The sequence below is a fragment of the Kribbella lupini genome (assembly GCF_039529595.1).
Lineage (GTDB): Bacteria > Actinomycetota > Actinomycetes > Propionibacteriales > Kribbellaceae > Kribbella > Kribbella lupini.
Map to the genome: position 1 here is coordinate 116,405 of NZ_BAAANC010000004.1, position 26,773 is coordinate 143,177.

Sequence of the window (26,773 nt, forward strand, 5' to 3'; positions counted from 1 at the left end):
CCGCGAGCCATCCGGTCAATCCGTTCCTCAGTCACCAGCAGACTACAGTCCGGCGATCTCCTGGACCAGCCATCGCGAGCCGTTTCGGACCATCGTGAACCGGGTCCGGTTCAGATCGACCCTGGGTTTACCCTGCGTGATCGTGCTGGTGGTGGTCTGGTTCACGAAGATCACCAGCGTCACGCGGTTCGCGTCACCGTCGCGGACGCCGACCTCGCGCACCTCCGCGCGGACCGTCGCCTTGGTCTTGGTGGCCAGCTCGCCGGCCACCTTCGCGGTCTCGTCGAACTTACCCGCGAACTCCGGTGTCATCGTCGCCCGCGCGGCCGCGAAGCTCTTGTCCAGCGTCCGGTAGTCGTAGCTGAGCGCGGTCTCGGCCGCCTGCCGCCCAGCGTTGACCGCCTGACCGCGGGCGTCCTCGGCCTGCTGCCCCCGCCAGGCCTTGACGCCCAGCACCCCGGCCAGAGCCAGCACCAGAACTATGAGCACCGACAAGCTCACCGTCAGTACGAAGCCCAGCCCCCGGGAAGTAGGTGCCGGCGCATCCTCTTCGGCCTCGGCAACTTCTTCTTCTGCTTCGATTTCCACTTCTTCGCGCTCGATCTTCTCACTGGCAGTGATCGGGCGTTCGCGACGCCGCTGGCCGGCGATCTTGCGGGGCATCAGCCGACCACCTGCAGGTCCGCGGTCAGCCAGCGGTCGGCGTCACGCACCAGGTCCAGCTTGATCCGGTACCGGCGCTCGACGCCGTCCTTGGCGGCGGTGTTGGTCACCACCGCGTTCACGATCACCAGCACCTGCGCGGAGTCCTTGTCGTTCGACACCACCGCGGCCTCCTTCACGTCGCCCTTGGAGGTCGCCTTGTTCGCCACCACCTCGGTCTTCACCGAGTTCGACCCGGCCTGGAACTCCTCCTTGAACTGCCCCGTGGAGTCGTTCAGCACGCGCTGCGCGTCGGCGTCCCAGCTGTCGTACTTGTACGTCGTGAAGTCCAGCGCCAACTGCCGCGCGGCACGCATCGCGCCCACCCGGTCCTCGTCGCGGGCGTCCTGCTTGCGCAGCGCCAGCACGGACACGGTCACGGCGCCGAGGGCGACGATCAGCAGCACGCTCAGCGCCCACGCCAGGACCAGCGAACCCTTCCGAGACGACTTCACTTCGCGGTCACCGGTCCGAGGATGAGGCCCTTCCAGGAGTCCGAGCCCAGGTACTCGGCCTGCCCGCCGGTCGACCCGAGCACCATCTCGGGCATCCCGCCGCTGCCGCCGGCTTCACCGGTCGCGGGGTCGTAGCCGACGCCGTACCCGGGCCGGTTCAGTCCCTCGCGCGACGACGGCGACGGCTTGTTCTGCGAGCCGCGCACGTTCTGCCCGGTGCTCGGCCCGGCCGTGCACGAGGCCTTGGTGTTGGCCGGCTTGTCCGTCGTGTCCTGCGGCACCCGCTTGTCCGTCCCGTTGTAGCCCGCCCGGCAGGCCGGTGGTGAGAAGCCGAGCACCAGACCGAAGTGCGCGTCGTAGTGCCCGGTCCCCTTGTCCTTGGCCGGTACGACGTACCCGCCCATCGACACCGCCGGATAGACCACCAGCAGCTGCTCGACGGCGTCCAGGCGGACGGCGGTCAGTTGGTTCACCGTCAGCAGGTTACCGAGCAGCACGGCGATGTTGGCGCGGTTCTCCGAGATCAGCCCGGTCAGCTGCTCCGACGCGCCCGAGCCCTGGTCGATCACCTTCCGCAGGTCGGAGTCGGAGCTGACCAGCGTGTCGGACAGCAGGGCGAGGTTCTTCGCCCAGGTCCGGATCGCGTCGCCGCTGGCGACCTGGGTGGCCAGCACGGTGTTGCCGTCGTTGATCAGCTTGATCGTCTGGGCGATGTTCGCGTCGGCGTCGTCGATCAGCAGCCCGGAGCTGTCGATGATCTTCTGCAGGTCGCTGCCCTTGCCGCGCAGCGCGTCGCCGAGCTCCTTGACTGTGGTCTTCAGGCTGGTCTTGTCGACCGAGTTCACCAGCTGGTCCAGGTTCAGCAGCAGCTCGGTGGTGTCGATCGGCAGCGCGGTGTCGGCCCGGGCGATCTTGGAGTTGTCCTGCAGGAACGGGCCGCCGTCGCGGCGCGGCTGCAGGTCGACGTACTGCTCGCCGATCGCGGACCGGTTGGCCACCACGGCGACCAGGTCGTTCGGGATCTTCTGCTTCTTGTCGATGTCCAGGTCGACCTCGACGCCGTCGTCGAGCAGCGTCAGCTCGCCGACCCGGCCGACCGGCTGGCCGCGGTACGTGACCTCGGCGCCGGTGAAGATGCCGCCGGACTCGGCGAAGCTCGCGCTGACCGTGTAGTCGTCGTCGAACAGCAGCTGGTCGACCTGGGCGTACTTGCCGCCGACGTACGCGATGCCGACGACGGTGATCAGCAGGAACACCATCAGCTGGATCCGGACGGTCTTGGAGATCACTTGGCCACCCCCGGCATCAGGACCTTGGCCAGCTCGGGGTCGAAGGCCGGCCGGTTCAGCGTCGGCGTGCAGACCGGGAGACCGAGCAGCGTGATGCAGCTGGTCGCCGTACCGGTCGGCAGCGGCAGCGGCGGCAGGCCGCCGGACTTCGGCGGGAACTTGGGCGAGTTGCGGAACGGGAGACTCAGGTTCGCCGTCGGCAGCGCGGTCGGGCCGACGGTCGGCAGGTTCAGCCCGAGCAGACCCTTCAGGGCCTTCTGGGTGTCGACGTCCAGCGTGATCACCAGGTTCGTGAAGTCACCCTGTACGGCGTCCGCCGCGGCGTCCGGGAACGGGTACGTGAGCAGGAGCTCCAGCGACTTCGGCAGGTTCTCCCCCGCCTCGGCCAGCTTGGTCAGCACCGGGTACAGCGACTTCAGGTTGGCGACCAGGTCCTTCTGGGACGCGGTGATCACCCGGGTCGCGGTGTTGCCCAGGTTGGCCAGGGCCTGCAGCGTCTTCACCAGGGCGGCCCGCTGCTGGTCGAGGGTCTTGATCGACTTCGGCAGCGAGTCGATCGCCGTGGCCAGCGTCGCCTTCTGCGCGTTCAGCTTCTTGGCCAGCGCGTCGACGGCGGTGATCGCGGTGACGATCTTCTGCCGGTTCGTGTCCAGGGTGCCGACGAAGGTGTTCAGCTGGGTGAGCACGCTGCGGATCGCCGGCTCGTTGCCGGTCAGGGCCTTGTTCAGCTCCTGGGTGATGATCTGCAGCTGGGCCACGCCACCGCCGTTGAGCAGCAGCGACAGCGCCGACAGGACTTCCTCGACCTCGACGTTGCTGGTGGTCCGCGACAGCGGGATCAGCTCGCCGTTCTCCAGCTTGCCGCGCGGCTTCTCGCTGCCGCCGGGCGGCGCGAGCGAGACGAACTTCTCGCCCAGCAGGCTGGTCTGGCGGATCGTCGCGCGGGCGTTGTCGGGCAACTCGAGACTCTTCGGCAGCTTGATCCGGACCTTCGCCACGAACCCGTCCAGCCAGACCTTCTCGACCGTGCCGACGGTGACGTCGTCCACCTTGACCGTCGACTTCGGGACCAGGTCGAGCACGTCGCTGAACTCCACCGTCACCGTGTACGACGGCCCCTTGATCTTGGCGCCACCGGGCAGCGGCAGCGAGTACACGCTGAAGTCGCAGCCGGTCAGCAGGGTCGCCATCGCGACCACGCCCGCCACCAACGCCGTACGACGCCTCACTTGGCACCCCCGGGGAACAGCCCGCCGAGCGACGGGTCGACCGGGTCGGGCGTCGGCAGCTTCGGCGCCGGAGGCGGCGCCCACGGCGTACCGGCCGGGCCGCCGCTGGCCGGAGCGCCACCGGTGAGCTGGCTGAGTAGCGGCAGCTTCGGAAGCGCGTCGAAGATCGGCTTGAGCGCCGAGCACGCGGACAGCGGCTGGTTGGCCTGGATCAGCAGCGAGCAGATGAAGGTCGCCGGGTCGTCCAGCTGGGCCAGGTTGATCCGCTGGTCCAACGTGCCGAACTGCGGGTTGTAGACGCGGGCCAGGTTGCCCAGGCCGAGCGGCGCGGTGTCGATGATCTCGGCCAGCGCGGCCTTCTCCTTGACCAGGATCTGCGAGATGTCGGTCGCGCCGGAAATCGTCGTCTTCAGCAGCGCCCGGTTGTCCTTGACGAACGACGCGACCTCGCCGAGCGCGGTCGCCAGCAGGTTCAGCGCCGCGGTCAGGTCCTTGCGTTCGCCGGCCAGCGTCGTCGAGGTGGCGGCGAAGTTGCTGTTGAACTGCTTCACCAGCGCGTCGTTCGCGGCCAGCGAGGAGACGAAGGTCTGCAACTGCCGGACGGTCGCGAACAGGCTCTTGGAGTTGCCGGCCAGCGTCTGCGACAGCTTCGACACGTCGGTGATGGTCTGGTTGAGCTTGGCGCCCTGGCCGTTCAGGTTCGCGGCCGAGACGTCCAGCAGCCGCGACAGCGCGCCCTGGTCGTTGGCGCCCTTCGGGCCGAGCGCGACCGAGAGGTCGTTCAGGCTCTGGTAGATCTGGTCGAGCTCCAGCGGTACGGCGGTGCGCTCGAGCGGGATCTGCGCCCCGTCGGCCATCACCTCGCCCTTGGAGTACGCCGGGGTCAGCTGGATGTAACGGTCGGCAACGATCGACGGCGAGGCGATGACGGCCTTCGCGCCGGCCGGGACCTTGTGCTTGGCCTCCCACCAGAACTTCACCCGGACGGTCCGCCCGGCCGGCGTGACGCTCTCGATCTCGCCGACCTTGATGCCGAGGATCCGGACGTCGGAGCCTGGGTACACGCTGACCGCGCGCGGGAAGTACGCCGTGGCGCTGACCCGCTCCGGGTGCGGCCACAGCGAGACGACGCTGACGGCGAGCACCACCAGGACCACGCCGATCGCGATCAGCCGGGAGAACGACGCGAGCTTCATCGCCCACCACCGCCCAGGATCGGCGGCAGCCCCGGGATGAGCGGCGGCAGCGGGATCTCCGGGACCGGCGCCAGGTTCTGCACGTAGGTGTCGAACCACGGCCCGGTGCCCAGCGTGTTGGTGAAGACCCGCGCGTACGGCGCCAGGCCCTTGATGCTGGCGTCCAGGGCGTTCTGGTTCTTCAGCAGGATCGCGAGCACCGCGTTCACCTTCTGCAGGGTCGGCGCCAGGTCCTTGCGGTTCTCCCGGACCAGCGCGGTCACCTGCGCGGACAGCTTCTGCGTCGAGACCAGCAACTGGTGGATCAGCGCGCGCCGGGCCTGCACCGCCTGGAACACGGTGTTGCCGTCCTTCATCAGCTTGATCAGCTGCTGGTTCCGGTCGGCCAGGACCTTGGTGACGGTGTCGGAGTGCTTGAGCAGCGTCTTCAGCTCCTCGTCCCGCTTGGCCACGTTCCGCGACAGCCGGGACAGGCCGTTCAGCGACGCCTTCACCTCCTCCGGCGTGTTCTTGAAGGTGGTCGACAAGGTGTCGAGGGCCCGCGCCAGCTGGGCGGTGTCGATCCGCTCGGTCGTGTTGGCCAGGTCGGTGAACGCGTCCACCACGTCGTACGCCGCAACCGTCCGCGCGAGCGGGATCTCGGAGCCTTCCTTCAGCTCCCCGGCGCCGGCCGGGTTGAGCTTGAGGTACTTCTGGCCGAGCAGCGTCTTGATCTTCATCTCGGCGCCGGTCTGGTCGCCGAGCTTCACGCCGCGGTCGACGACGAAGTCGACCCGGACGTGGGTGCCCTCGAGCTCGACCCCACGCACCTGCCCGACCCGTACGCCGGCCACCCGGATCTCGTCGTTCTTCTTCAGCCCACCGGCCTCGGAGAACTGCGCGGAGTACTTCGTCCCGCCACCGATCAGCGGCAGGTCCTGCGCCTTGAACGCGGCCAGCATGATCAGCCCGATCACGGTCAGGCCGACCACGCCGATGGTCACCTGGTTCTGCTCGCGGAACGGCTTCATCGGTGATCACACCTCGCCGAGTTGTTGTCGTACGAGACCGGGATGCGGGTCCCGAGCGGCAGCGTGACGTTGCCGTCGAAGCCGCAGAGGAAGAAGTTGAACCACGAGCCGTACGACGCGGTCCGGGTCATCGTGTTCAGCTTGCTCGGCATCTTCTGCAGCGTCTTGACCCAGATCGCCTGGGTGTCGTCCAGCGTGGTGGACACCTGCCGCAGCCGGTCGAGGTCGGCCTTGATCGGCACCCGGGTCTGCTGCAGCAGGCCGGCCGTCTTGGTGTTCAGCGAGTTGATCGAGCCGAGCGAGCCGAGGATCGGCTGGATGTCCTTGCTCAGGCCGGTGATGAACTGCTGCAGGTTGACCAGCAGCTGGGAGAAGTTCTGCTGCCGCTGCGAGACGATCTGCAGCGTCGAGGTCAGGTTGGTGATCAGGTCGCCGACCACCTGGTCGGCGTCGGCCAGCGTGGTGGTCAGCGACGCCGTCCGGGCCAGCAGGCTCTCGATCGTGCCGCCCTCGCCCTGCAGGACCTTGATCACCTCGAAGGCGAACTGGTTCACGTCGGCCGGGGTGAGCGCGGTGAACAGCGGCTTGAACCCGTTGAACAGCACCGACAGGTCCAGGGCCGGAGCGGTCCGGTCCTTGTCGATGGTGTCGTTCTCCTTCATCCGCTGCCCGCCGCCGACGCCCTCGGTCAGCGCGATGTAGCGGTTGCCGACCAGGTTGCGGTAGCGCAGCGTCGCCCGGGTGCCGGTGTCGAGCACCTGCTTGGAGTCGACGCTGAAGGTGATCAGCGCGAGCGAGTCGTCCTTGAGCGCGATCTTGTCCACCTGCCCGACCCGGACGCCGGCGATCCGGATGTCGTCGCCCTTGTTCAGGCCGACCACGTCGGTGAAGACCGCCTTGTACTTCGTGGTCGGCGTGAAGCTGATGTTGCCGATCGTCACCGCCAGCAGCGCGGTCGCGACGGTCGTCACGACCACGAAGATCGCCAGCCGGACGCTGTCGATCGAGGTCTTCTTGTCGAGCAGCTTCATTTCAGGTTCACCTGCCCTCCGCGCACGAGGGGCCCGATCATCAGCGTGGTCAGATCCGGTACGTCGCCCGCCGGGACGCCCATCGCCGGGCCGGCGAAGGAGTTGACGACCCTCTGCTCGGCCGGCGTACCGGCGCCGCCGGTGTCCAGCAGGAACCCGGGGGCGGACCGGTTCAGCTGCAGGTTCAGCGGGAAGCGCTCGTTCTTGTTGTGGTCGCCGATCACGCCGTCCTCACCGGTGATGTACGGCGCCGGGTTGTCCTGGGTGTACGGACCCGGCTTCGCGCCCGGATGGCTGTAGTTCTTGCCCACGCAGGTCGGCCCGCGCTTGTCCAGGTACTTCGGCAGCTCGTCCGGCTGGTACGGCGTGGGCTGGTTGGTGATCAGCTCCAGGTTGATGTGCAGCGCGCCGTCGCGGAACGTGTCGTTCAGGATCGGGGCGGTGTCGGTCATCACCTTGAGGAAGCACGGGAACTCCGGCGAGTACCGCTCGAGCAGGTCGAGCACCGGCCGGCTCACCTCGCCGAGGCGGATCACGCGGTCCTCGTTCTCGCGCAGGAAGCCGTTCGCCGTCCCGGACAGGGTCTGCACGTCGGTGAAGAACTTCTGCAGCTGCTGCTCCTTCTCCACCACGGTGTTGCCGGTGATGGTCAGGTTGCGCAGGGCGCGGACCAGGTCGGGCGTCACGTCGCCGTACAGTTGGGAGACCTGGGTCAGCTTGGTCAGCGCCTCCATCAGCTTCGGGACGCTCGGGTTCAGCTTCTTCAGGTACCCGTCGAGCTGGGTCAGCGTCTCGGCGATCTCGGTGCCACGGCCCTCGAGCGCGGTGGCCAGCGTGTTCAGGGTGGCGTTCAGGTCGGCCGGGTCGACCGCCTGGAGCAGCGGGAGCGCGTCGTTCAGGACCTTCTCGATCTCGATGCCGACCGCGGTCTTGTCCCGGGCGATCACGTCACCGGCCTTGATGTGCCGGGTGTTCTCGCGGCCCGGCGGCGGCACCAGCGCGACGTACTTCTCGCCGAACAGCGTCTTGGGCAGGATCCGGGCGCTGACCGCGCTGGAGATCTCCTGGACCTGGTCGGGCTTGAGCGACAGGTTCACCGTCGCCTCGTCGCCGTCGGTCGAGACCGAGCGGACCTCGCCGACGATGATGCCGCGCAGCTTCACGTCGGCGTGCGTGTTCAGCTGCAGGCCGATGTGGCTGGTCTTCAGCTGGACCTCGACGGTGTCGGTGAACACCTTGGCGTAGAAGGCGTAGGTCAGCCAGAGCAGGAAGCAGAGCACGCCGATGAACGCGACGCCGAGCACTCGTCTGGTCATCCCGCCAGCCTCACCGTGGTCGTCGTTCCCCAGATCGCCATCGACAGCAGCAGGTCGACCACGTTGATCACCACGATCGAGGTCCGGACCGCGCGGCCGACCGCGACGCCGACGCCGGCCGGGCCGCCGGTCGCGTGGTACCCGTGGTAGCAGTGCACCAGGATCACCAGTACGGCGAACACGAGCACCTTGCCGAACGACCAGAGCACGTCGCCGGGTGGCAGGAACAGATGGAAGTAGTGGTCGTACGTCCCCGTACTCTGTCCGTAGAAGGTGGTCACCGTGAGCCGGGTGGCGAAGTACGACGAGAGCAGGCCGACGACGTACAAGGGCACGACGGCGATCAGCCCCGCGATGATCCGGGTGGTGACCAGGAACGGCAGCGACGGGATCGCCATCACCTCGAGCGCGTCGATCTCCTCGCTGATCCGCATCGCGCCGAGCTGCGCGGTGAAGCCGCAGCCGACCGTCGCGGCCAGCGCGATGCCGGCGATCAGCGGGCCGATCTCGCGGGTGTTGATGTAGGCGCTGACGAACCCGGCGAACGCCGAGGTGCCGATCTGGTTCAGCGCCGAGTAGCCCTGGAGGCCGACCTCGGTGCCGGTGAAGAAGGCCAGGAACGTGATCACGCCGACGGTGCCGCCGATCACCGCGAGCGCGCCGGTGCCGAGCGTCACCTCGGCCAGCAGCCGCAGGATCTCCTTGCGGTACCGGGTGATCGACTTGCCGGACCAGGCCAGCGCCTTGAGGTAGAAGGCGAGCTGCTCGCCGAGCCGGTCGAGCGAGTTCAGCGGCTTCTTGATCAGGACGTCGAGGGCGGTCACGTCACGCCCCCTTCGGCGGGACGAGCTGGAAGTAGATCGCGGTCATCGAGAAGTTCGCGACGAACAGCAGCATGAACGTGATCACGACCGACTGGTTCACCGCGTCCCCGACGCCCTTCGGCCCGCCACCGGCGTTCACACCCTTGTACGACGCGACGACGGCCGCGATGAAGCCGAACACCAGCGCCTTGGCCTGGCCCTGCCACAGGTCGGGCAGGTGAGCGAGCGCGGTGAAGCTCGCGATGTAGGAGCCTGGCGTCCCGTCCTGCAGGACGACGTTGAACACGTAACCGCCCATCACGCCGACCACGCTGACGAACCCGTTGAGGAAGAAGGCGACCAGCATCGTCGCCAGCACGCGCGGTACGACGAGCCGCTGGATCGGGTCGATGCCGAGCACCATCATCGCGTCCAGCTCTTCGCGGATCTTCCGCGAGCCGAGGTCCGCGCAGATCGCCGAACCGCCGGCGCCCGCGATCAGCAGCGCGGTCGCGATCGGCGAGGCCTCCCGGACCACGGCCAGGACAGCGGCCGAACCGGTGAACGCCTGGGCGCCGAACTGCTTGATCAGCCCGCCGACCTGCAGCGCGATCACCGCACCGAACGGGATCGCCACCAGCGCGGTCGGGATGATCGTCACGCTGGCCACGAACCAGGCCTGCTGCAGGAACTCGCGCAGCTGGAACGGACGCCGGACCGACGCCCGCGCCGTGTCCAGGGCGAAGGCGAACAGCGAGCCGGCGTGCTTCAGCGGCGCGGTGGCGGACACTGTCACGTCGCGCCCACCACGTCGGAGGCGAAGGAGCCCGGCGGCGGAGTCACTCCGTTCTGGTCGCACCACTCACCCGGCGGACGCTGGGTCGGCCGGATCACGCCGCTGCTCGGCAGCTGCTGCAGCGGGATCGGCGGCAGCGGCGGCAGCTCCTGGTCGGCCTCGCGGGCCAGCTCGTCGGCGTCCTTCTCCTCGGACATGCCGATCGGGCCGACGCGCTGCGCGTTCAGGAACTGGCGGACCACCGGCTCCTCGCTGGACAGCAGCATCTCGCGCGGGCCGAACATGGCCAGGTGCCGGTGGTAGAGCAGCCCGATGTTGTCGGGCACCGTCCGGGCGGTGTTGATGTCGTGGGTGACGATCAGGCAGGTGGCCTGGGTCATCTCGTTCAGGTCGATGATCAGCTGGTTCAGGAACGCCGTCCGGACCGGGTCGAGGCCGGAGTCGGGCTCGTCGAAGAGCAGGATCTCGGGCTCCAGCACCAGCGCGCGGGCCAGCCCGGCCCGCTTGCGCATCCCGCCGGAGATCTCGCCGGGCAGCTTCTTCTCCGCCCCGACCAGACCGACCATCTCCATCTTCTCCATCACGATGGAGCGGATCTCGGACTCGGACTTGCGGGTGTGCTCGCGCAGCGGGAAGGCGACGTTGTCGTACAGGTTCATCGAGCCGAACATCGCGCCGTCCTGGAACAGCACGCCGAACAGCTTCCGGATCTCGTACAGGTCGCGCTCGCGGCAGGTGGCGATGTCGACGCCCTCGATGTGCACGTGGCCCTGGTCGGGCTTCAGCAGACCGATCAGCGTCTTGAGGAATACGGACTTACCCGTTCCGGAAGGGCCCAGCATCACGCAGATCTCACCGGCCGGCAGCGTCAGGGACACGTCGCCCCAGATCAGCTGCTTTCCGAAGGATTTCGTGAGTCCTTCGACGCGGACTTCTACGCCCACCGGTCCTCCTCACGGGAAATGTTGGCCCCCGACCGACGACGTTCCATCGGCTCAACGAGGGCGCGGTGCCCTAGGTTACGCACGAGTACCTTTTTCCGTAACCCCTGTTTACCCAACCGCTGCACATCGGGCCGTAACGCTCTGGTCACACCGGGTACGGTCGTGACGCTGCGCCATCCGGACCGGACCACTGTGGTCGGGTACAGTCCTGGCGTCGCCCTTCGAGGCGACGTCGAGTCCGATGCCGGAGGAACGTGTGCCGCGGTCAGCTACCTGGTTGGACCGGCTGCGGCGCAGGCCGCCGCAAGGTCTCACCTCGCCGCAGCACGGTGACCAGCTGCCCCATCCGCGCTCCGAGATCCTAGCCCTGACCGGTGTCCGGGCCGCGGCAGCACTCGCCGTCGTGCTTCATCACATCGGGTTACCAGCTTCGGCACCCGTTGCGTTACGCAACCTCGTGCAGTCCGGGTACATCGGCGTCCCCTTGTTCTTCATGCTGTCCGGGCTCGTCCTGGCCTGGAACTACTCGACGCTGACGATCTCGTCGCCCAGCCGGCTCTGGCGGTTCTACGTCGCGCGCATCGCGCGCGTGATGCCGCTGTACTGGGTCGTGCTGATCTACCTGGTGCTGCAGCGCGCGGCGCACGGCGTACCGCAGGAGTCGTTGTGGCGGCACCTGCTCGCGATCCAGGCCTGGTCGGGCGACTACGCGATCGGCCAGGCCAGCTACAACCCGCCCGGCTGGTCGATCTGCGTCGAGCTCTTCCTGTACGCCGTGTTCCCGTTCGCCGTGCCGCTGGTTGCCTTGCTGTCCAAGCGGTTCGGGGTGGCCGGGCTGCTCGGGCTGATCGGTTTCGCGTTCGCCGTCCAGGTCTTCCTGGTCGCGCTGTTCACGGCCGAGGGCTGGGCGTTCCTGTCGGTGAAGGATCCGTCGTCCGGGCATCGCTGGCTCTACCGGAACCCGTTGCCGCGGCTGTCGGAGTTCGTGATCGGGGTGTCGCTGGCGTTCCTGCTGCTGCGGGGATTCAAGCTGCGGACGCGGGTGGCCGGAGGGGTGCAGGCGCTGTGCGTCGTGGTGGTGCTCGTCGTGGCCGCCGCCGGGCCAGCGCACGCGAAGTGGATGCTGCCCGCGTTCTACGGTGCGATGTGGACGCTGCCGTTCGCCGTACTGCTGCTGGCGCTGGCGGCGGCGCCGGGTGCTTGGCTGTCGCGGTTCTTCGCGACACGGGCTCTGGTAACGCTCGGTACTGCCAGCTACGCCGTCTACCTGACCCATCGGCCGTTGCTGTCGTTCCTCGGGAAGGACCGCGGGAGCATGCTCGACCACCCGGCCACGTGGGCGGCGTACGCCGGCGTTCTGGTGGTCGCCGCGTTGTGCCTGCTGATCGGTGAAGGCGCGCACCGGCTGATCGAGGTGCCGGCTCGGCGCCTCGTTCTCCGGCTGGTCCCGCGGCCGCGTCCGGCGGTCACTGAGCGTACGACGTCGGAGGTGTCGGCGTGAGCGGTCTCACATCGGTCACCGAAGGCGCCGCGCTCTCGCACCCCCGGCCCGAACTGCTGGCCGTCACGGGCCTGCGCGGTCTGGCCGGGCTCGCGGTCGTCGCGTCGACGGTCGGTGTCTGGCGCGGGGCGCCGGGGTATCTGCAGGACCTGGTCACGGCGGTGGCCTGGGCCGGGGTGCTGTTCTTCTTCCTGCTGTCGGCCTTCGTGCTCACCTACAACTATCCGGGCCTGTCCTACACCTCCGGCCGGCGCGTCATCGGCCGGTACGCCGGGGCGCGGGCGGCTCGGATCGTTCCGCTGTACCTGGTGGTCGGACTCGTCGTCCTGCTGCTCGGCAGGCTGAACGGCGGTGACTGGGTCCGCGCCGTGTGGACCGACCAGACCAGGTTCGTCGGTGCGCTCGTCCTCTTCTACCTGGCGTTTCCACTGCTCAACCGGCCGCTGGCCTTCGTCTTCGACAGGACCGTTCGCCGCATGCCATCGCTCCCCTGGCTGGCGCACCCGTTCCTGGTCCGGCTCGGCGTGATCGGCTATCCGCTCTTCCTGCTGCAGACCCTGGTCCTGCACGGCTTCGGCCCGGTCCACGCCGGCACGATCTCGAACGCGCTGCTCGCGCTGTGCTGGATCGGCCTGGTCGTCCTGACCGCCGAGGGCGCCCACCGGTACGTCGGCGTACCGGCACGCCGCGCAATCCTCGATCTCGCCCGCCGCACCGCCCGACTTTGAGCACCGCTCAGCCACAAATCGCCGCGATTTGTGGCTGAGCGGTGCTCAAAGTCGGAGTTCGGGCATGACGAAGGGCGGCTCCCTCGCGGGAACCGCCCTTCGGCGTACTGCTGGGTGTGCGGCCTAGGCCGCACAGGTCACTTGAGGGTGACGGTGGCCCCGGCGCCCTCGAGGGCCTCCTTGGCCTTCTCCGCGGCAGCCTTGTCGACCTTCTCCAGGATGGCCTTCGGCGCGCTCTCGACGAGGTCCTTGGCCTCCTTCAGGCCGAGGCTCGTGAGGCCACGCACCTCCTTGATGACCTGGATCTTCTTGTCGCCGGCCGACTCGAGAACGACGTCGAACTCGTCCTGCTCCGCGGCCTCTTCGACCGGGGCGCCCGGGGCACCCGGGGCAGCAGCGGCGACGACCGGAGCGGCGGCGGTGACGCCGAACTCGTCCTCGAACGCCTTTACGAACTCCGAGAGCTCCAGCAGGGTCAGTTCCTTGAACTGGCCGAGCAGCTCTTCGGTGCTGAGCTTCGCCATGGTGGCGGTCCTTCCTAAACGTCTAACGGGGTGATCACTGAATGGGGTGTTGCGTGATTCGAACGGGTCAGCTGTCAGCTGACGCGGTCTCCTCGGTGCTCGCCTCGGCAGGTGCGTCGGCGGGTGCGTCCTGCACCGCTTCGGCAGCCGGAGCCTCGTCCGCCACGGGGGCGTCCTCGGCCGGCAGCTTGTCCTGCAGCGCCGCGAACAGGCGCGCGGCCTGCGACAGCGGAGCAGCGAACAGCGACACCGCTTGCTGCGGGGCCGCCTTCATCGCACCTGCGAGCTTCGCGAGGAGGACCTCACGCGACTCCAGGTCAGCGAGCTTGTTGATCTCGTCGGAGCCGAGTGCCTTACCGTCCAGCACACCGCCCTTGATGACGAGAAGGGGATTGGCCTTGGCGAAGTCACGCAGCCCCTTGGCCGCGACCACCGGGTCGCCCTTGATGAAGGCGATGGCCGACGGACCCTGCAGGAGCGAGTCGAACGACTCCACCCCGGCGTCCTTGGCCGCGATCTTGGTCAGCGTGTTCTTCACCACGGCGTAGTTCACGTCGTCACCGAGCGTAGTGCGGAGCTGCCGCAGCTGCGCCACGGTGAGTCCGCGGTACTCGGTCAGCACGGCGCCGTTGGAGCTCTTGAAGTTCTCAGTGAGCTCTGCGACGTCGGCGGCCTTGTCCGGCCTCGCCATGGGTCTCCTTCCGCTCTGTCTTCCGACAGAGTTGGACTTGTCTGCCACACCGCCGACCCACAAAGAAAAACGCCCTTGCGCAGGCGCAAGGGCGTGAACATACGAAACTGTCACACTTCCAAGTCAACCTGCGCGGGCCGCCCACCTTCGTGGGACCTTCAGTCGCTCGGGAGCGACAACCAGCGGTCTTCGGCAGTGTCAAGAGTAACCGGCTGGGCGTGTCCCACCAAATCGGTTACTCGGAGGGCTGTGGGCGGGGTGGGATCCAGCGCTTCATCGCCAGCGCCGCTGCCCCTCCGGTCAGGCCCATCACCACGATCGCCGGGGCCAGAGCGGTCAGTGCCGTCACGGCCGCGAGCAGGAACGGGCCGCCCGCACTGCCCGAGTCCGCGAACAACCGGAACGCCCCGAGGAACTGCGCCCGCCCGACCGGCGGCGACGCGTCCGCGCCGAGCGTCATGATCACTCCGGCTCCCAGCCCGTTGCCGACCCCCATCAGCAGCGCGACGGCGGTGAGCGCCCCCGCCGAGTGCGTCAGCGGCAGCAACAGGTGCGCGACGCCGAGCACGGTCATCGACGGTACGGCGACCCACTTGCGCCCGAAGCGGTCCATCACCGAGCCCGCCGGATAGAACAGCAACATGTCGACGGCACCGGAGACGCCGAAGATCAGGCTGGTGGTCTGCGGGTCGAGGCCGATGTGCTCGGCCCAGAGCGGGATCACCACCTGCCGTGAAGCCCGGACCGCACCGACGAGCAGCGCGCCGACGCCGAGCGTCCGCAGTACCGGCAAGTGCTCACGGATCACGGCCCGCGTGGACTGGACGACGACAGGCCGGGCCAGGCGGTTACGGCGTACGGACTCGATGTCGGGAAGGCTCAGCAGTACGACGCACGCCAGCGCCGCGGCGACGAGGTGGACCCAGTAGGCGCCGTCGGTCCCGAGGAAGCGCATCACGAACGCGCCGAGGAACGGCCCGATGAACGATCCGATCCGCTGGACGCCACCCAGCGTCGACAGCGCCCGGGCCCTGAGCTCCAGCGGGACGGCTTCGCTCAGGTAGGCCTGCCGGGCCAGTCCCCAGACCGAGCCGGCCAGACCGGTGGCGCCGATCGCGAGCGCGAGACCCCAGACGTTCGGTACGACAAGGCAGGCCACGAGTGCGACCGAGACGAGCACGGTCGCGAGCAGCATCGCGCGGCGTTCGCCGATCCTGGTGGTCAGCGTGCCGGCGGGGATGTCGCCGATCACCTGGCCGACGCCCGCGGCCGCGACGACCAGACCGGCGACCGCGAACGACGCCCCGAGGTCCCGCGCCGAGAGAGCGACCACGGGAGCGATCGCCCCCTGGCCGATGCCGTACAGCAGCGCCGGCAGGTACACCGAGGGGGCGATCTTCCACAGACTCACGGGATCGGCCATCCCGCTGATTATTTCATCTTCAAATAAATTACAGGACGGCGAGGGCGTCGATCTCGACCAGCATCTGCTCGAGCGGGAGGCCGGTGAAGACGGTGGTCCGCGACGGCAGTACGCCGCTCGGGGTGCGCGCGCCGACGAACTCGGCGTACGCCTCGTTCATCGGCACGAACAGGTCGCGCGAGGTCAGGTAGACGCGCAGCATCACGACGTCGTCCATGCTCGCGCCACCGGCCTTGAGGATCGCCTCGATGTTCTGCAGCACGCGGGTGGTCTGCGCCTTCACGTCGCCCTCGTGGACGAACGCACCGGTCGCCGGGTCGACCGAGCCCTGGCCGGACACCTGCAGGATGTTGCCCTTGCGCACCCCCTGGGAGAACACGGGCATCGGGGCGGGTGCGTCGGTGGTGGAGACGACGGTCTTGTCGGACATCAGGTGAAGGCCTCTCTAGTGGTAGTCGTTACCGATGGCGGCAGTGGTCGCGAGCAGGTCCGGCAGGAGCTCCAGGACCTGGTCGTAGTTGAGCAGCACGTCCGGCACCGAGATCGAGACCGCGCCGACGACGCGGCCGGAGCGTTCGGTGATCGGGGCGCCGATGCAGTTGATGAAGGACTCGTGCTCGGCCCGGTCGTGCGACCAGCCCTGGGCACGGACCTTGTCCAGCTCGTCGCGCAGTTGGTCCGGCCCGGTGATCGTGTTCGGCGTGAACTGGTGGTACTCGATCGTGGTCAGCAACGCCTCGCGCTGCCGCTTCGGCTGGGCCGCGAGCAGCACCTTGCCGACCGCCGTGCAGTGCAGCGCCGCCGGGACGCCGACCTGCGAGTACATCCGCACCGACTGCACGCTGTCGAGCTTGTCGATGTAGATGACCTGCCCGTTCTCGTACGCCGCCAGGTGCACGGTCTGACCGGTCCGCTGGTTCAGCTTGCGCAGGTGCGGCGCGGCGACGTCCCGTACTACGTGCTGCTCGCGGGACGCGTCGGCCAGCGCGAACAGCCGGGAGCCGAGGCGGTAGCGGTGCGCTTCGTCGCGGCGTACGAACCGCTCGGCCTCCATCGTGCGCAGCAGGCGGAGCACGGTCGTCTTGTGCACGTCGAGCTCGGTCGCCAGCTGGTCGAGCGAGCGGTCGCCCTCCCCGAGGCTGACCAGGATCTGCAGGGCACGCCCCAGACTCTGACTCACACCATCACCCCCATCGGGCCGAATCGAGTCTGCGCCCACTCCTCGGCCGGGCACTGCAGCAACGCCTGCCGCAGGGACGGTTCCGGCGGCTCGGCGTGGTCGTCCGGCACGGTCAGCACGGCCGCTGCGCTCAGATGACCCGAGCGCAGCCGCTGCTCCATCGGCAGGCCTTCCAGCGTCGCGGCGAGGAAGCCGGCAGCGAAGGCGTCGCCTGCGCCGACGGGCTCGACGACGTCGACCGTGAGCGCGGGGACTTCCGTACGACGGTCCGCGCCGTCGGCGACCAACGCGCCCTGCCCGGCCGGCTCGAGCGCGAGCGCGGCGTGCGCGTCCGACTTCACGACGATCGTTGCCCTGGGCCCCAACAGCCGGCGCAGCTCGGGCGGGTCGCTAGTCCCGGCGAACAGCATCGCCTCGTCCGCACCGATCAGTACGACGTCCGCCGCCCGCAGCAACCGCCACAGCGGCGCCGGGTCCTTGTCGCGCCAGAGCGCGGGTCGCCAGTTGAGATCGACACTCAGCACGAAGCCGAGCGAATCCCTCAGCGCCGCCAGCCGATCGAGCATCGCCGCGGTGTCCTCGGACAGCGCGGCCGTGATCCCGGTCGTGTGGACGAGCTCGGCACCGACCAACCGGTTGCGCACCGCGGGCCGGTCCAGGAAGTCGGCATCCATAGCCGACGCCGCCGAGCCCGAGCGGTAGTAGTGCATCCGGGTACGCCCGCCGAGCGTGTGCTTCACGTACAAGCCTGTCGGCCTGGTCGCGTCGTCCTCGACGCCGCCGACCTCGACCCCGCGCTCGCGCAGATCCTGCAGCACGTGCCGACCGAAGCCGTCAGCACCGAGGCGGGAGATCCAGCCGGTCGGGACACCGAGCGCGGCCAGCCCTCCGGCGACGTTGCACTCGGCCCCGCCGACCGAGCGGCGGAACGTCTCGACCTCTTCCAGCGGGGCACCGGTATCGGCGGCGAGCATGATCATCGCCTCGCCGAGGCAGACCGCGCGGGGCACCAGGTCGGCCATCGGGTGTCCTCTCTCGCAGTCCGTTGACGGGAGTTCTGGCGCGATGCTACAACCGAGTGGTCAGAATGCGCAACGCTCGTTGCATCACGCGCAATCGTCCACGTCTCGAGCGTCCGAAGGTGCGGCACGCGTCCGAAGAACTGAGCGCTATGACCTCGGGTTGTTCGGACGCGTCGACCTTCTTCGGACGCAAGCGCACAGCCCCCGGACTCCTGGAGGAACCAGCCGATGTCAGCTTCCTACGACGCAGCCGCGGTCGCAGCCCTGGCGGACCAGCCGGTGAGCTGGCAGGACAAGGCGCTGCCCCCGGCGTGGTGGGGCCGGACCGTGCGGGAGATCCTCGCCGACCGGCCGCGCCTGTCCCAGCTGCCGACCCCGTTGCTGACGCTGTCGGGCCCTGGGATGGAGCACAACCTCGCGACGCTGGCCCGGTGGTGCACCGAGCACGGCGTCGAGCTGGCCCCGCACGGCAAGACCACGATGGCGCCCGCTCTCTGGGCCGCGCAGCTCGACGCCGGGGCCTGGGCGATCACGCTCGCCAACGCGTTCCAGCTCGGCGTCGCCCGTGCATTCGGCGTACGGCGGGTGATGGTCGCCAACGCGGTGATCTCCCCGCTGCAGCTCCGCTGGATCGCCGACCAGCTCGCTGCGGATCCGTCGTTCGAAGTGCTGGTCTGGGCCGACTCGGTGCGGACGGTCGAGCAGATGGAGGCGGCGCGGTCGGCCCACGTCGGCGCGGACGCGCGACCGCTCGACGTACTGGTCGAGATGGGCGGCGCCCACGGTCGGACCGGCGCCCGTGACGTGGAGACCGCTCTCGCCGTCGCCCAAGCCATCGCCGCTGCACCGACTCTCCGTCTGGCGGGCGTCGCCGGCTACGAAGGCGCCATCGCCCACGGTGCCGACGAGGCCGGCCTCGAGCACGTCCGCGCGTACCTGCAGTCCCTTGCCGACGTCCACACCCAGCTCGCCGACCTGTACCCCGCGGACGTGACCCCGGTCGTCAGCGCCGGCGGCAGCGCGTACTTCGAACAGGTCGCCAAGGTCCTCGGTCCGCTGGCGTCGACCGGCGCTCGCGTCGTCCTGCGGTCCGGCGCCTACATCGCCCACGACGACGGCTACTACCGAGAGATCTCGCCGCTCGGCTCAGCGCCCCGCACCGACGGAGACCGCCTGATCCCGTCCATGCACGGCTGGGTCCGCATCACCTCCCAGCCCGAACCGGGCCTCGCCATCTTCGACGCCGGCAAACGCGACCTCCCCTTCGACGAGGGCATGCCCGAGCCGCAACTCCTCCGCCCCCGTCGCGAAGGCGAGTCCCCCACTCCCCTGACCGGCCTGGCCGTCTCCAAGCTCAACGACCAGCACGGCTTCCTCCGCTTCCCCGAAGGCGAGCCCCCGGTCGTCATCGGCGACGAGCTGCGAGTCGGCCTCTCGCACCCCTGCACGGCTTTCGACAAGTGGGGCCTGATCCCCGTCATCGACGACCCCGACGCCGCGGACCCGGTCGTCGTGGACCTGGTGAGGACGTTCTTCTGATGCTCCGGATCACCAACGCCACCGTCCTCGACGGCACCGGCGCCCCGGCGTACCAGTCGGACGTCACCATCGACGACGGCCGCATAGCCGTCATCGGAACAGCAGCACCTACTGAAAAAACAGTTGATGCTTCCGGGCTCGTCCTCTCGCCCGGGTTCATCGACATGCACGCGCACTCCGACCTGCAGATCCTCGCCAACCCCGACCACACCGCGAAGGTCAGCCAAGGCGTGACGTTGGAGGTCCTCGGCCAGGACGGCCTGTCCTTCGCCCCCATCGACGACCCGACCCGCGCGGCCGTACGACGCCAGATCGCGGGCTGGAACGGCGAGCCCGACGACTTCGACTTCTCCTGGGACTCCGTCGAGGGCTACCTCGCCCGGCTCGACCAAGGCATCGCCTGCAACGCGGCGTACCTGGTCCCCCAGGGCACCCTCCGCATGATGGTCGTCGGCACCGAGAACCGCCCCGCGACCACGGCCGAGCTGGAGGAGATGAAGCGCCTGCTCGCCGAGGGCCTGCAGCAGGGCGCGGTCGGCATGAGCAGCGGCCTGACCTACACCCCCGGCATGTTCGCGACCACCGACGAACTGGTCGAGCTGTGCACGGTCGTCGCCGAGTACGGCGGCTACTACAGCCCGCACCAGCGCTCGTACGGCAAGAACGCCCTCGACGCGTACGCCGAGATGATCGACGTCGCCCAGCGCTCGGGCTGCGCCCTCCACCTCACCCACGCGACGATGAACTTCGAACCCAACCGCGGCCGCGGCGTCGACCTGCTCCGGATCATCGACGACGGCCTGGCCCAAGGCGTCGACATCACCACCGACACCTACCCGTACTTGCCCGGAGCAACAACTCTCGCCGCGATCCTCCCGAGCTGGACCGCCGAGGGCGGCCCGGACGCGCTGCTCGCCCGCCTGCAGGATCCGCAGGACCGCGAACGCATCACCCACGAGCTCGAGCAGGTCGGCACCGACGGCTGCCACGGCTGCGTGACCGACTGGAACACCATCGAGATCGGCGGCGTGAAGAACCCGCAGCTCTCCGGTGCCGTCGGCAACACGATCGCCGAGATCGCCGCGGGGATCGGCAAGCCGCCGTCCTGGGTCTACTTCGACCTGCTCGTCCGCGACAACCTCGCCACCACGATCCTCCAGCACGTCGGCCACGAGGAGAACGTCCAGGCGATCATGCAGCACCCGACCCACACGGGCGGTTCGGACGCGATCCTCGTCGGCGGCAAACCGCACCCGCGCGCCTGGGGCACGTTCCCGCGCTACCTCGCCCACTACGTCCGCGAGCTCGGCGTCCTCGAGCTCGCCGACTGCGTCCACCACCTCACCGGACGTCCGGCCCGCCGCCTCGGCCTCACCGACCGCGGCCTGATCCGCGAGGGCTACCACGCCGACCTCGTCCTCTTCGACCCCGAAACCGTCAAGGACACCGCCACCTTCGCCAATCCCCGTCAGCAGGCCGAAGGCATCCCGTGGGTCTTCGTCGCCGGAGAACCGGTCATCGCGAACGGCGTACGGACAGACGCCCTTCCCGGCCGAGCAGTACGCCGTACGGCCTGAACCCAACTCTTGAATCCGCCCCCACGAAAGGACCCCACCGCATGACCACCCTCGACCTGCTCCGCGCCGACCGCGTGCTGAGCGTCGTCCGCGCCCCCGAGATCGGCGACGCCCGCGACCTCTGCTCGGCGCTCGTCGCCGGCGGCATCCACGTGATCGAGCTGACCTTCACCACCCCCGACCTCCCGAAGCACCTCGAGCGCGCGGCCTCCGGCGACACCGGCGCGGTCGTCGGCGCCGGCACCGTCCAGACCGCAGCGCAGGCGAGGACGGCAGTGGAGGCCGGCGCCCAGTTCCTCGTCACCCCCGGCCAGGGGCCCGAGGCCGCGGCCATCGTCGCCGCCGCCCAGGAGGCCGGCGTACCGATCGTGCTCGGCGCCCTCACCCCCTCGGAGGTGATGACCGCCGTCGCCCTCGGCGCGGACGCGGTGAAGATCTTTCCCGCCCACCAGTTCGGCCCGAAGTACCTGAAGGATCTGAGCGGCCCCTTCCCCGGCGTCGCCCTGGTCCCGTCCGGCGGGGTGAACGCGAGCAACGCCCGCGCGTTCCTCGATGCCGGCGCCCTGGCCGTCAGCGCCGGCACCGACGTCGTCTCGCCCGCCGATGTTGCCGCGGGCAACTGGTCTGACATCACCGACAAGGCGAAAGCCTTCTGCGCCGCCCTGAACTGATCCACCGCACCACCTTGTACCGCGGTAGTCCCGACCGCGGTCCCCTCCCACCCCTCGGAGTCCCCCATGTCCGGAGCCGTCGACTGGCTGCACACCAGCACCCCCGGGTTGCTGCTGCTGTGCGTGGTAGCGATCGCGCTGCTGCTGTTCCTGATCATCAAGGTCAAGCTCGAACCGTTCATCTCACTGCTCGCCACCAGCCTGTTCCTGGCGCTGGCGGCCGGCCTGAACGTCCGCATGATCGTCGGTACGGCGCTCAAGTCCAACGAATCGCTGCTGGAGAAGGGGTTCGGCGGCATCCTCGGCCACATCGCCGTGATCATCGGTCTCGGCACGGTCCTCGGCGCGCTGCTCGAACGCTCCGGCGGCGCCGACGTCCTGAGCCGGCGCCTCCTCAAGCTGTTCGGGCCGAAGGGTACGCCGGTCGCGATGGGCCTGGTAGGCCTGATCTTCGGCATCCCCGTCTTCTTCGACATCGGCATCTTCGTGCTCGCCCCGCTCGTGTACGTCGCGGCGAAGCGCGGCGGCAAGTCACTCGTCCTGTACGCGCTCCCGGTGCTCGCCGGCCTCTCGATGACCCACGCGTTCCTCCCACCGCACCCCGGCCCGACCGCGGTCGCCGGACTGCTGCACGTCGACATGGGCTGGCTGATCATCATCGGTCTCGCCTGCGGCCTGCCCGCGTTCGCCGTCGCCGGCGTCCTCTGGCCGCTCTACATCGCCCCGCGCGTCCCCGTCAGCGTCCCCGCCGACTACGTCGTGGAGGAAGAGGAGTCCCGCCCCGAGCCCTCGCTGGCCCTGGTCATGAGCGTCATCCTGCTCCCGCTGGTCCTGATCCTCGGCGCCACCTTCGGCACGCTGATCCTCGATCCGGACCGCGACCTGCTCAGCGTCCTCACCTTCCTCGGCAACCCGGCCGTCGCGCTGCTCATGGCCGTACTGCTCGCCTACTACCTGCTCGGCGTACGGCGCGGCATGACGAACGCGGAGTTCAGCGAACTGAGCAGCAACTCGCTCAAGCCGGTCGGCATGATCCTGCTCGTCGTCGGCGCCGGCGCCTTCTTTGGCGCGGTCATCTCGGCGACGGGAGTCGGAGCGGCGCTCGCCAAGAGCCTGTCCAGCGCGGGCCTTCCAGTCCTGCTGCTGGCGTACGTCATCTCCTGCGGCCTCCGCATCGCTCAGGGCTCGGCAACGGTCGCCATCGTCACGACCGGCGGCATCGTCGGCCCGCTGCTCACCGCGGACGGCTACTCGCAGGCCCACCTGGCCCTGATCGCCGCCGCCATCTGCGCCGGGTCGATCATCCTGAGCCACGTCAACGACGGCGGCTTCTGGATCGTCGCCAAGTACTTCAACATGACGGTCAAGGAGACCCTGCTGACCTGGTCGGTGCTGGAAACCGTCCTGTCTCTGGTCGGCTTCGGCATGGCCGCGTTGCTCTGGGCCATCATCTGATCGGCAGTCGCTTGCTCGCAGCAACAGCCAGTGCCCCAGCGAGCAGCACAGCACCGACGAGGTAAGGAGCAGACGCCCGTACGCCGTACAGCGCGGTGGCGGCGGTCGGTCCGACGATCGACGCCACCCCGTTGAACGCGTTCGTCAGCCCGGCGACGCCGCCCTGCTCGTGATCGCGCACGAGCAGGGTCGGCCCGGCCGAGTACCCGGGAATCGCGAACGCGTACCCGAACCCGACCAGCGCGGTCGCCGCCACGATCACGCCGAAGTTCCCGGCGAACGCCAGCACCACGAACCCGATCAGCACCAACGGCAGCCCACACCGCAGCAACCATGCCGGCGGCCACGCCAGCCGCCGTACGAAGAACACCTGCCCAACCAGCGAGGCAATGCCCGAGCCGAGAAACGCGAGACCGCTCAGCCGCGCGGTCGCCTCCGCACTCAGCCCGAGCCGGTCCTGCAGGACGAACCCCAGCAGCACGCCCTGAATGCTCAGCGTCGAGAAAAGCACGAACCCGATCGCGAGAAACGCCCGGATCCGCGGATCCAACGGACTCAACCGGCCAGCCCTGACGTCCGGAGTCGCGATCGCCGGCGTCGTCACCCGCAGCTTGAACCACAACAGACACCCGATCGCGGCCAGCAGAACCGGCGGAACATAGAGCGGCACCAACAGCCCCCGTAGAGCAAGCAGCCCACCGAGCGAAGGCCCGACCACCCCCGCGATCCCGAACGACGCCCCGATCATCGCGAACGCCCGGACCCGCGACCGTCGATCCGTCGTCACCGCAACGACGTACGACTGCGTGGCAATCGGCGTCGCAGCACTGGCGGCCCCATACAGCACCCCCCTCAGCAGCAACGCGAGCGCGAACGTCACCACCGCAGGCAAAATCCCGAGCAGCCCGAGGTGCGCGACCACAGCGAACCCGAGCAACCCCGACGACGCCCCGAAGATCGACGAGATCAGCACCCGGCGATGCCCCCACCCGGTCACCATGCGGCCCCAGAACGGGCTGATCAGGATGATCGTCAGCGCGGACGTCGACAGGATCAGCCCGACCTGGAACGTGCTCAGCCCGATCTCCCGGGACAGCGGAGCCATGACCGAGGCCAGCAGTTCGCGGCCGGTGTAGACGCCGATGATGCCGCCGTAGACGTACGGCGTCAGTGGGATCGCCGGATGCTGCGGTGCGGACATCCGGCGATCCTCCTGACGCATGACGGCAGAACCATCGACCCTGCGCGACCCACCGCTCCGCTGTCAACGGAACTGCACGAACTACCCGATCAGCTCCACCACCGGCCCCTCGTGCAGCTCCTCGTACACCTGGTCCCGCAGTTGGTTGGCCTCGGCATCGGTCAACGTGTGGTCGACCGGGCGCAACACCAACCGGACCAGCACGTTCCGCTGCCCCGGCGCGATCTGAAGCCGAGCCCTCGCCGCCTCCGGCAACTGCTCGTACGACGTCTCGCTCAGCACCTCCACCGACTCAGCCGCATCGGCCGCCTCGCCCAGCGCCGCGCGCACCCGATCCCCCAGCAGCTCAGGAGACAGATCGGTGTCCGCCCCGACCACCACCGACAGATCCCGGCGGACGGCAGGCATCGCCGAGACCGCCTTGTAGGGCAGGAGATCCAGCATCTGACCGGCCACCCGCGGATCCGTCGACCGGAGCAGGCGGATGTCGCGGATCCCCTTGCGCAGCATCATCAACCGGTCGAGCCCAGGTCCCATCGCAAGCCCGGTCCAACGCTCGTCGAGGCCGGCTCGCCGCAGCACGGCAGGCGCCGCGACCCCGCACTCGCCGACCTCGATCCACTGGTCGTCGAGCAGGACGTCGATCTGCCGCCCGTGCGTCGTGTACGGATGAACGGCAGGGACGGTCCGGTACGTCTGACCGGGCAGGACCGTCGTGACGAGCCGCTCGATCATCGCTTCGAGCTCGGGCTCACCCAACGGCACGTCCCGGCTGATCCGCCACAGATCCAGCTGGTGCGGCGTACCGGTGTGCTGCCAGTCGACCGAGTCCCGCCGGTAGCAGATCCCGGCGCAGATCATCAGCACGTCGGTCGAATCGGAACGCGCCAGCTCACGCAGCGCCGGCGGGATCATCGCCGAGGTGTGGCTGCGCAGGACCTCGCCGTCCGAGGCGTAGCGCGTGTAGCGAGCGTCCCGGGTCACCGCGTCGGCGGCGTACCCGAGGTTGTCGTAGTTGTCGGCGAGCGGCACGACCGGGTGGTCGCGCCGGGTCCAGGTCTCGGTGTACGGCCAGGCGCCGTTGAGCGCCGTACGGATCGAGTCGACGATCAGCTGGAGCGCGTGCGGGCCCTGGGCGGGATCGGTGAGGTCGCGCAGCGCGAGGGCAGCGTGCAGTTCGGAGGTGGTCAGAACAGCCATGAGAGTTTCTCCTGAGGTGAGCAGGTCCGGGGAAAACGCACACCCCGACCGGCCGCGGTCACCTCAGGGAGAGAACGCAGCAGCGGCCCACCCCGTCGGCACCGCTGTGCCGGCCGGGGCGCGGAAATCGCTGCCCGTGCTGCTGCATGCCTCTACTTTACCGGGGCCGGCGAAATGCCGCCCGCGGATATCCCCAGCATGCGAGGATCGAGGCCATGCGATGGATCGACACCTTGGAAGCGGCCGCGGCCGAGAAGTTGCCGGAGGCGGTGCACCGCTACTTCCGCCAGGGCTCGGCCGGCGGGGTGAGCGTCGGCGAGGCGGTCGACGCCTGGTCGTCGTACCGGTTCCGCCCGCGGGTGCTGACCGACGTGTCCACGATCAGCACCGCCACGACGGTGCTCGGGACGCCCGTCGCCGGGCCGGTCCTGGTCGCGCCGACGACGCTGCAGCGTCAGGCCGATCCCGACGGCGAGGCCGCGATGTCGGCGGGCGTCGCGGCCGCCGGATCGGTGCTCGGGGTCTCGAGCAACGCCGGTACGACGTACGCCGAGATCGCCGCGGCGGGAGCGCCGTGGTGGCTGCAGATCTACGTGACGCGGAACCGCGACTACACGCGGCGGATGCTCGACGCGGCGGTGGCGGCGGGCGCGCGGGCCGTCGTACTGACTGCTGACACGCCGGTCGTCGGACGCAAGGAGGACGACGGACCGACCGTGTGGGAGGTGGTCCGGCCAGGAGATCTGCGCGTGAACATCGACGAGTCGGCGTACTCCGACGACGACCTGGCCAAGGCCGACGACCTGACCCCGGACGTGATCGAGTGGCTCGGCTCGTCCACAGGGCTGCCGGTGGTGGTGAAGGGCGTCCTGCGTGGCGACGATGCCCGCCGCTGCGTCGACGCGGGCGCGGCCGGCCTGATCGTGTCCAACCACGGCGGCCGCCAGCTCGACGGCGCGATCGCCACGGCCCATGCGTTGCCCGAGGTCGTGCAGGCCGTCGCCGGGACCAACGCCGAGGTGTACGTCGACGGCGGCATCCGCCGCGGCGAGCACGTCCTCGCGGCCCTCGCCCTCGGCGCTCGCGCCGTCTTCGTCGGCCGCCCGGCCCTCTGGGCCCTCACCGTCGGCAGCTCCCCCGGCGTCACCCGCCTGCTCACCGATCTGTACGCCGAATTCGCCCACGCGCTCGCCCTGGTCGGCGTGCCCGGCGCCGACCAGCTCACGTCCGACCTCGTCACCGAGGCAAGTACTCGCCGGGCCACCGGAGATGCCCGCTGACGGTGCAACC

26 protein-coding genes are annotated in these 26,773 nt (G+C 69.1%); 7 read left to right on the forward strand and 19 right to left on the reverse strand.

Features of this window, described 5'->3' with window-relative positions:
• Positions 1-42: 42 nt before the first annotated feature.
• From ABD235_RS33575 to ABD235_RS33625, 11 genes are read right to left on the reverse strand one after another with little or no spacing between them, the layout of a single operon-like run.
• Positions 43-663, reverse strand: a complete 621-nt coding sequence (locus ABD235_RS33575) for a hypothetical protein (RefSeq protein ID WP_344181567.1) — start codon at positions 661-663, stop codon at positions 43-45.
• Positions 663-1,157: a hypothetical protein gene (locus tag ABD235_RS33580; RefSeq protein WP_344181569.1), complete on the reverse strand. Its 495-nt coding sequence runs from the start codon at positions 1,155-1,157 to the stop codon at positions 663-665. The genes ABD235_RS33575 and ABD235_RS33580 overlap by 1 nt, the downstream gene beginning before the upstream one ends.
• Positions 1,154-2,446: an MCE family protein gene (locus tag ABD235_RS33585; RefSeq protein WP_344181571.1), complete on the reverse strand. Its 1,293-nt coding sequence runs from the start codon at positions 2,444-2,446 to the stop codon at positions 1,154-1,156. Before ABD235_RS33585 ends, ABD235_RS33580 begins: the two co-directional genes overlap by 4 nt.
• Positions 2,443-3,675 carry an MCE family protein gene (locus ABD235_RS33590; protein WP_344181573.1) on the reverse strand — a complete coding sequence of 411 codons (1,233 nt, stop codon included), beginning with the start codon at positions 3,673-3,675 and terminating at the stop codon, positions 2,443-2,445. Before ABD235_RS33590 ends, ABD235_RS33585 begins: the two co-directional genes overlap by 4 nt.
• Positions 3,672-4,871, reverse strand: coding sequence for an MCE family protein (locus ABD235_RS33595; RefSeq protein WP_344181575.1), 1,200 nt, complete (start codon positions 4,869-4,871; stop codon positions 3,672-3,674). The genes ABD235_RS33590 and ABD235_RS33595 overlap by 4 nt, the downstream gene beginning before the upstream one ends.
• Positions 4,868-5,881, reverse strand: a complete 1,014-nt coding sequence (locus tag ABD235_RS33600) for an MCE family protein (protein WP_344181577.1) — start codon at positions 5,879-5,881, stop codon at positions 4,868-4,870. The genes ABD235_RS33595 and ABD235_RS33600 overlap by 4 nt, the downstream gene beginning before the upstream one ends.
• Positions 5,878-6,912, reverse strand: coding sequence for an MCE family protein (locus tag ABD235_RS33605; protein ID WP_344181579.1), 1,035 nt, complete (start codon positions 6,910-6,912; stop codon positions 5,878-5,880). The genes ABD235_RS33600 and ABD235_RS33605 overlap by 4 nt, the downstream gene beginning before the upstream one ends.
• Positions 6,909-8,228, reverse strand: a complete 1,320-nt coding sequence (locus tag ABD235_RS33610) for an MCE family protein (RefSeq protein ID WP_344181581.1) — start codon at positions 8,226-8,228, stop codon at positions 6,909-6,911. Before ABD235_RS33610 ends, ABD235_RS33605 begins: the two co-directional genes overlap by 4 nt.
• The gene (locus tag ABD235_RS33615) at positions 8,225-9,052 is read right to left on the reverse strand and encodes an MlaE family ABC transporter permease (RefSeq protein ID WP_344181583.1); all 828 of its coding nucleotides are present in this window, start codon (positions 9,050-9,052) and stop codon (positions 8,225-8,227) included. The genes ABD235_RS33610 and ABD235_RS33615 overlap by 4 nt, the downstream gene beginning before the upstream one ends.
• A 1-nt stretch (position 9,053) precedes the next feature.
• Positions 9,054-9,827 (reverse strand): MlaE family ABC transporter permease, encoded by a 774-nt coding sequence (locus tag ABD235_RS33620; protein WP_077019212.1) that lies wholly within the window; start codon positions 9,825-9,827, stop codon positions 9,054-9,056.
• Positions 9,824-10,771, reverse strand: a complete 948-nt coding sequence (locus ABD235_RS33625; RefSeq protein ID WP_344181586.1) for an ABC transporter ATP-binding protein — start codon at positions 10,769-10,771, stop codon at positions 9,824-9,826. Before ABD235_RS33625 ends, ABD235_RS33620 begins: the two co-directional genes overlap by 4 nt.
• 241 nt (positions 10,772-11,012) lie before the next feature.
• Here ABD235_RS33625 and ABD235_RS33630 point away from each other — a divergent pair, with 241 nt between their 5' ends.
• Positions 11,013-12,272 carry an acyltransferase family protein gene (locus ABD235_RS33630; protein ID WP_344181588.1) on the forward strand — a complete coding sequence of 420 codons (1,260 nt, stop codon included), beginning with the start codon at positions 11,013-11,015 and terminating at the stop codon, positions 12,270-12,272.
• Positions 12,269-13,000, forward strand: a complete 732-nt coding sequence (locus ABD235_RS33635; RefSeq protein WP_344181590.1) for an acyltransferase family protein — start codon at positions 12,269-12,271, stop codon at positions 12,998-13,000. Before ABD235_RS33630 ends, ABD235_RS33635 begins: the two co-directional genes overlap by 4 nt.
• A gap of 137 nt (positions 13,001-13,137) precedes the next feature.
• On the opposite strand, the gene rplL is transcribed toward ABD235_RS33635, so the two are convergent.
• The 6 genes from rplL to ABD235_RS33665 form a co-directional block, all read right to left on the reverse strand.
• Positions 13,138-13,524, reverse strand: coding sequence for a 50S ribosomal protein L7/L12 (gene rplL, locus ABD235_RS33640; protein ID WP_344181592.1), 387 nt, complete (start codon positions 13,522-13,524; stop codon positions 13,138-13,140).
• 67 nt (positions 13,525-13,591) lie between these two features.
• The gene (rplJ, locus tag ABD235_RS33645; protein ID WP_344181594.1) at positions 13,592-14,215 is read right to left on the reverse strand and encodes a 50S ribosomal protein L10; all 624 of its coding nucleotides are present in this window, start codon (positions 14,213-14,215) and stop codon (positions 13,592-13,594) included.
• Between the two features lie 235 nt (positions 14,216-14,450).
• Positions 14,451-15,638 (reverse strand): MFS transporter, encoded by a 1,188-nt coding sequence (locus ABD235_RS33650; protein ID WP_344181596.1) that lies wholly within the window; start codon positions 15,636-15,638, stop codon positions 14,451-14,453.
• Positions 15,639-15,666: 28 nt separating this feature from the next.
• Positions 15,667-16,068 carry a RidA family protein gene (locus ABD235_RS33655; RefSeq protein WP_344181598.1) on the reverse strand — a complete coding sequence of 134 codons (402 nt, stop codon included), beginning with the start codon at positions 16,066-16,068 and terminating at the stop codon, positions 15,667-15,669.
• Positions 16,069-16,083: 15 nt separating this feature from the next.
• Positions 16,084-16,818 carry an IclR family transcriptional regulator gene (locus ABD235_RS33660; protein ID WP_344181600.1) on the reverse strand — a complete coding sequence of 245 codons (735 nt, stop codon included), beginning with the start codon at positions 16,816-16,818 and terminating at the stop codon, positions 16,084-16,086.
• Complete coding sequence (locus ABD235_RS33665; protein ID WP_344181602.1) at positions 16,815-17,840, reverse strand: sugar kinase; 1,026 nt, start codon at positions 17,838-17,840, stop codon at positions 16,815-16,817. The genes ABD235_RS33660 and ABD235_RS33665 overlap by 4 nt, the downstream gene beginning before the upstream one ends.
• Before the next feature lie 228 nt (positions 17,841-18,068).
• Here ABD235_RS33665 and ABD235_RS33670 point away from each other — a divergent pair, with 228 nt between their 5' ends.
• The 4 genes from ABD235_RS33670 (at position 18,069) to ABD235_RS33685 (ending at position 23,082) form a co-directional block, all read left to right on the forward strand.
• A complete protein-coding gene (locus ABD235_RS33670; protein WP_344181604.1) occupies positions 18,069-19,379 on the forward strand; it encodes a type III PLP-dependent enzyme domain-containing protein in 1,311 nt (436 codons plus the stop codon).
• Positions 19,379-20,956 (forward strand): N-acyl-D-amino-acid deacylase family protein, encoded by a 1,578-nt coding sequence (locus ABD235_RS33675; protein WP_344181606.1) that lies wholly within the window; start codon positions 19,379-19,381, stop codon positions 20,954-20,956. The genes ABD235_RS33670 and ABD235_RS33675 overlap by 1 nt, the downstream gene beginning before the upstream one ends.
• Positions 20,957-20,997: 41 nt before the next feature.
• Positions 20,998-21,627, forward strand: a complete 630-nt coding sequence (locus tag ABD235_RS33680) for a bifunctional 4-hydroxy-2-oxoglutarate aldolase/2-dehydro-3-deoxy-phosphogluconate aldolase (protein ID WP_344181608.1) — start codon at positions 20,998-21,000, stop codon at positions 21,625-21,627.
• A 66-nt stretch (positions 21,628-21,693) separates the two neighbouring features.
• Complete coding sequence (locus tag ABD235_RS33685; RefSeq protein ID WP_344181610.1) at positions 21,694-23,082, forward strand: GntP family permease; 1,389 nt, start codon at positions 21,694-21,696, stop codon at positions 23,080-23,082.
• On the opposite strand, the gene ABD235_RS33690 is transcribed toward ABD235_RS33685, so the two are convergent.
• Positions 23,075-24,283 carry an MFS transporter gene (locus ABD235_RS33690; protein WP_344181612.1) on the reverse strand — a complete coding sequence of 403 codons (1,209 nt, stop codon included), beginning with the start codon at positions 24,281-24,283 and terminating at the stop codon, positions 23,075-23,077. The two genes, ABD235_RS33685 and ABD235_RS33690, sit on opposite strands and share 8 nt — an antisense overlap.
• A gap of 81 nt (positions 24,284-24,364) precedes the next feature.
• Positions 24,365-25,483: a PheS-related mystery ligase SrmL gene (gene srmL, locus ABD235_RS33695; RefSeq protein WP_344181614.1), complete on the reverse strand. Its 1,119-nt coding sequence runs from the start codon at positions 25,481-25,483 to the stop codon at positions 24,365-24,367.
• Between the two features lie 215 nt (positions 25,484-25,698).
• Between srmL and ABD235_RS33700 the strand changes: the two genes are divergently transcribed.
• A complete protein-coding gene (locus ABD235_RS33700; RefSeq protein ID WP_344181616.1) occupies positions 25,699-26,763 on the forward strand; it encodes an alpha-hydroxy acid oxidase in 1,065 nt (354 codons plus the stop codon).
• The last annotated feature ends 10 nt before the right edge of the window (positions 26,764-26,773 follow it).

Excerpts from the sequence above, each read along its gene's own strand:
- ABD235_RS33575 (WP_344181567.1), bottom strand. The coding sequence starts at position 663 with ATGCCCCGCAAGATCGCCGGCCAGCGGCGTCGCGAACGCCCGATCACT.
- ABD235_RS33595 (WP_344181575.1), bottom strand. The coding sequence starts at position 4,871 with ATGAAGCTCGCGTCGTTCTCCCGGCTGATCGCGATCGGCGTGGTCCTG.
- ABD235_RS33600 (WP_344181577.1), bottom strand. The coding sequence starts at position 5,881 with ATGAAGCCGTTCCGCGAGCAGAACCAGGTGACCATCGGCGTGGTCGGC.
- ABD235_RS33605 (WP_344181579.1), bottom strand. The coding sequence starts at position 6,912 with ATGAAGCTGCTCGACAAGAAGACCTCGATCGACAGCGTCCGGCTGGCG.
- ABD235_RS33610 (WP_344181581.1), bottom strand. The coding sequence starts at position 8,228 with ATGACCAGACGAGTGCTCGGCGTCGCGTTCATCGGCGTGCTCTGCTTC.
- ABD235_RS33630 (WP_344181588.1), top strand. The coding sequence starts at position 11,013 with ATGCCGGAGGAACGTGTGCCGCGGTCAGCTACCTGGTTGGACCGGCTG.
- rplL (WP_344181592.1), bottom strand. The coding sequence starts at position 13,524 with ATGGCGAAGCTCAGCACCGAAGAGCTGCTCGGCCAGTTCAAGGAACTG.
- rplJ (WP_344181594.1), bottom strand. The coding sequence starts at position 14,215 with ATGGCGAGGCCGGACAAGGCCGCCGACGTCGCAGAGCTCACTGAGAAC.
- ABD235_RS33650 (WP_344181596.1), bottom strand. The coding sequence starts at position 15,638 with ATGGCCGATCCCGTGAGTCTGTGGAAGATCGCCCCCTCGGTGTACCTG.
- ABD235_RS33655 (WP_344181598.1), bottom strand. The coding sequence starts at position 16,068 with ATGTCCGACAAGACCGTCGTCTCCACCACCGACGCACCCGCCCCGATG.
- ABD235_RS33665 (WP_344181602.1), bottom strand. The coding sequence starts at position 17,840 with ATGGCCGACCTGGTGCCCCGCGCGGTCTGCCTCGGCGAGGCGATGATC.
- ABD235_RS33670 (WP_344181604.1), top strand. The coding sequence starts at position 18,069 with ATGTCAGCTTCCTACGACGCAGCCGCGGTCGCAGCCCTGGCGGACCAG.
- ABD235_RS33675 (WP_344181606.1), top strand. The coding sequence starts at position 19,379 with ATGCTCCGGATCACCAACGCCACCGTCCTCGACGGCACCGGCGCCCCG.
- ABD235_RS33680 (WP_344181608.1), top strand. The coding sequence starts at position 20,998 with ATGACCACCCTCGACCTGCTCCGCGCCGACCGCGTGCTGAGCGTCGTC.
- ABD235_RS33685 (WP_344181610.1), top strand. The coding sequence starts at position 21,694 with ATGTCCGGAGCCGTCGACTGGCTGCACACCAGCACCCCCGGGTTGCTG.
- ABD235_RS33690 (WP_344181612.1), bottom strand. The coding sequence starts at position 24,283 with ATGTCCGCACCGCAGCATCCGGCGATCCCACTGACGCCGTACGTCTAC.
- srmL (WP_344181614.1), bottom strand. The coding sequence starts at position 25,483 with ATGGCTGTTCTGACCACCTCCGAACTGCACGCTGCCCTCGCGCTGCGC.
- ABD235_RS33700 (WP_344181616.1), top strand. The coding sequence starts at position 25,699 with ATGCGATGGATCGACACCTTGGAAGCGGCCGCGGCCGAGAAGTTGCCG.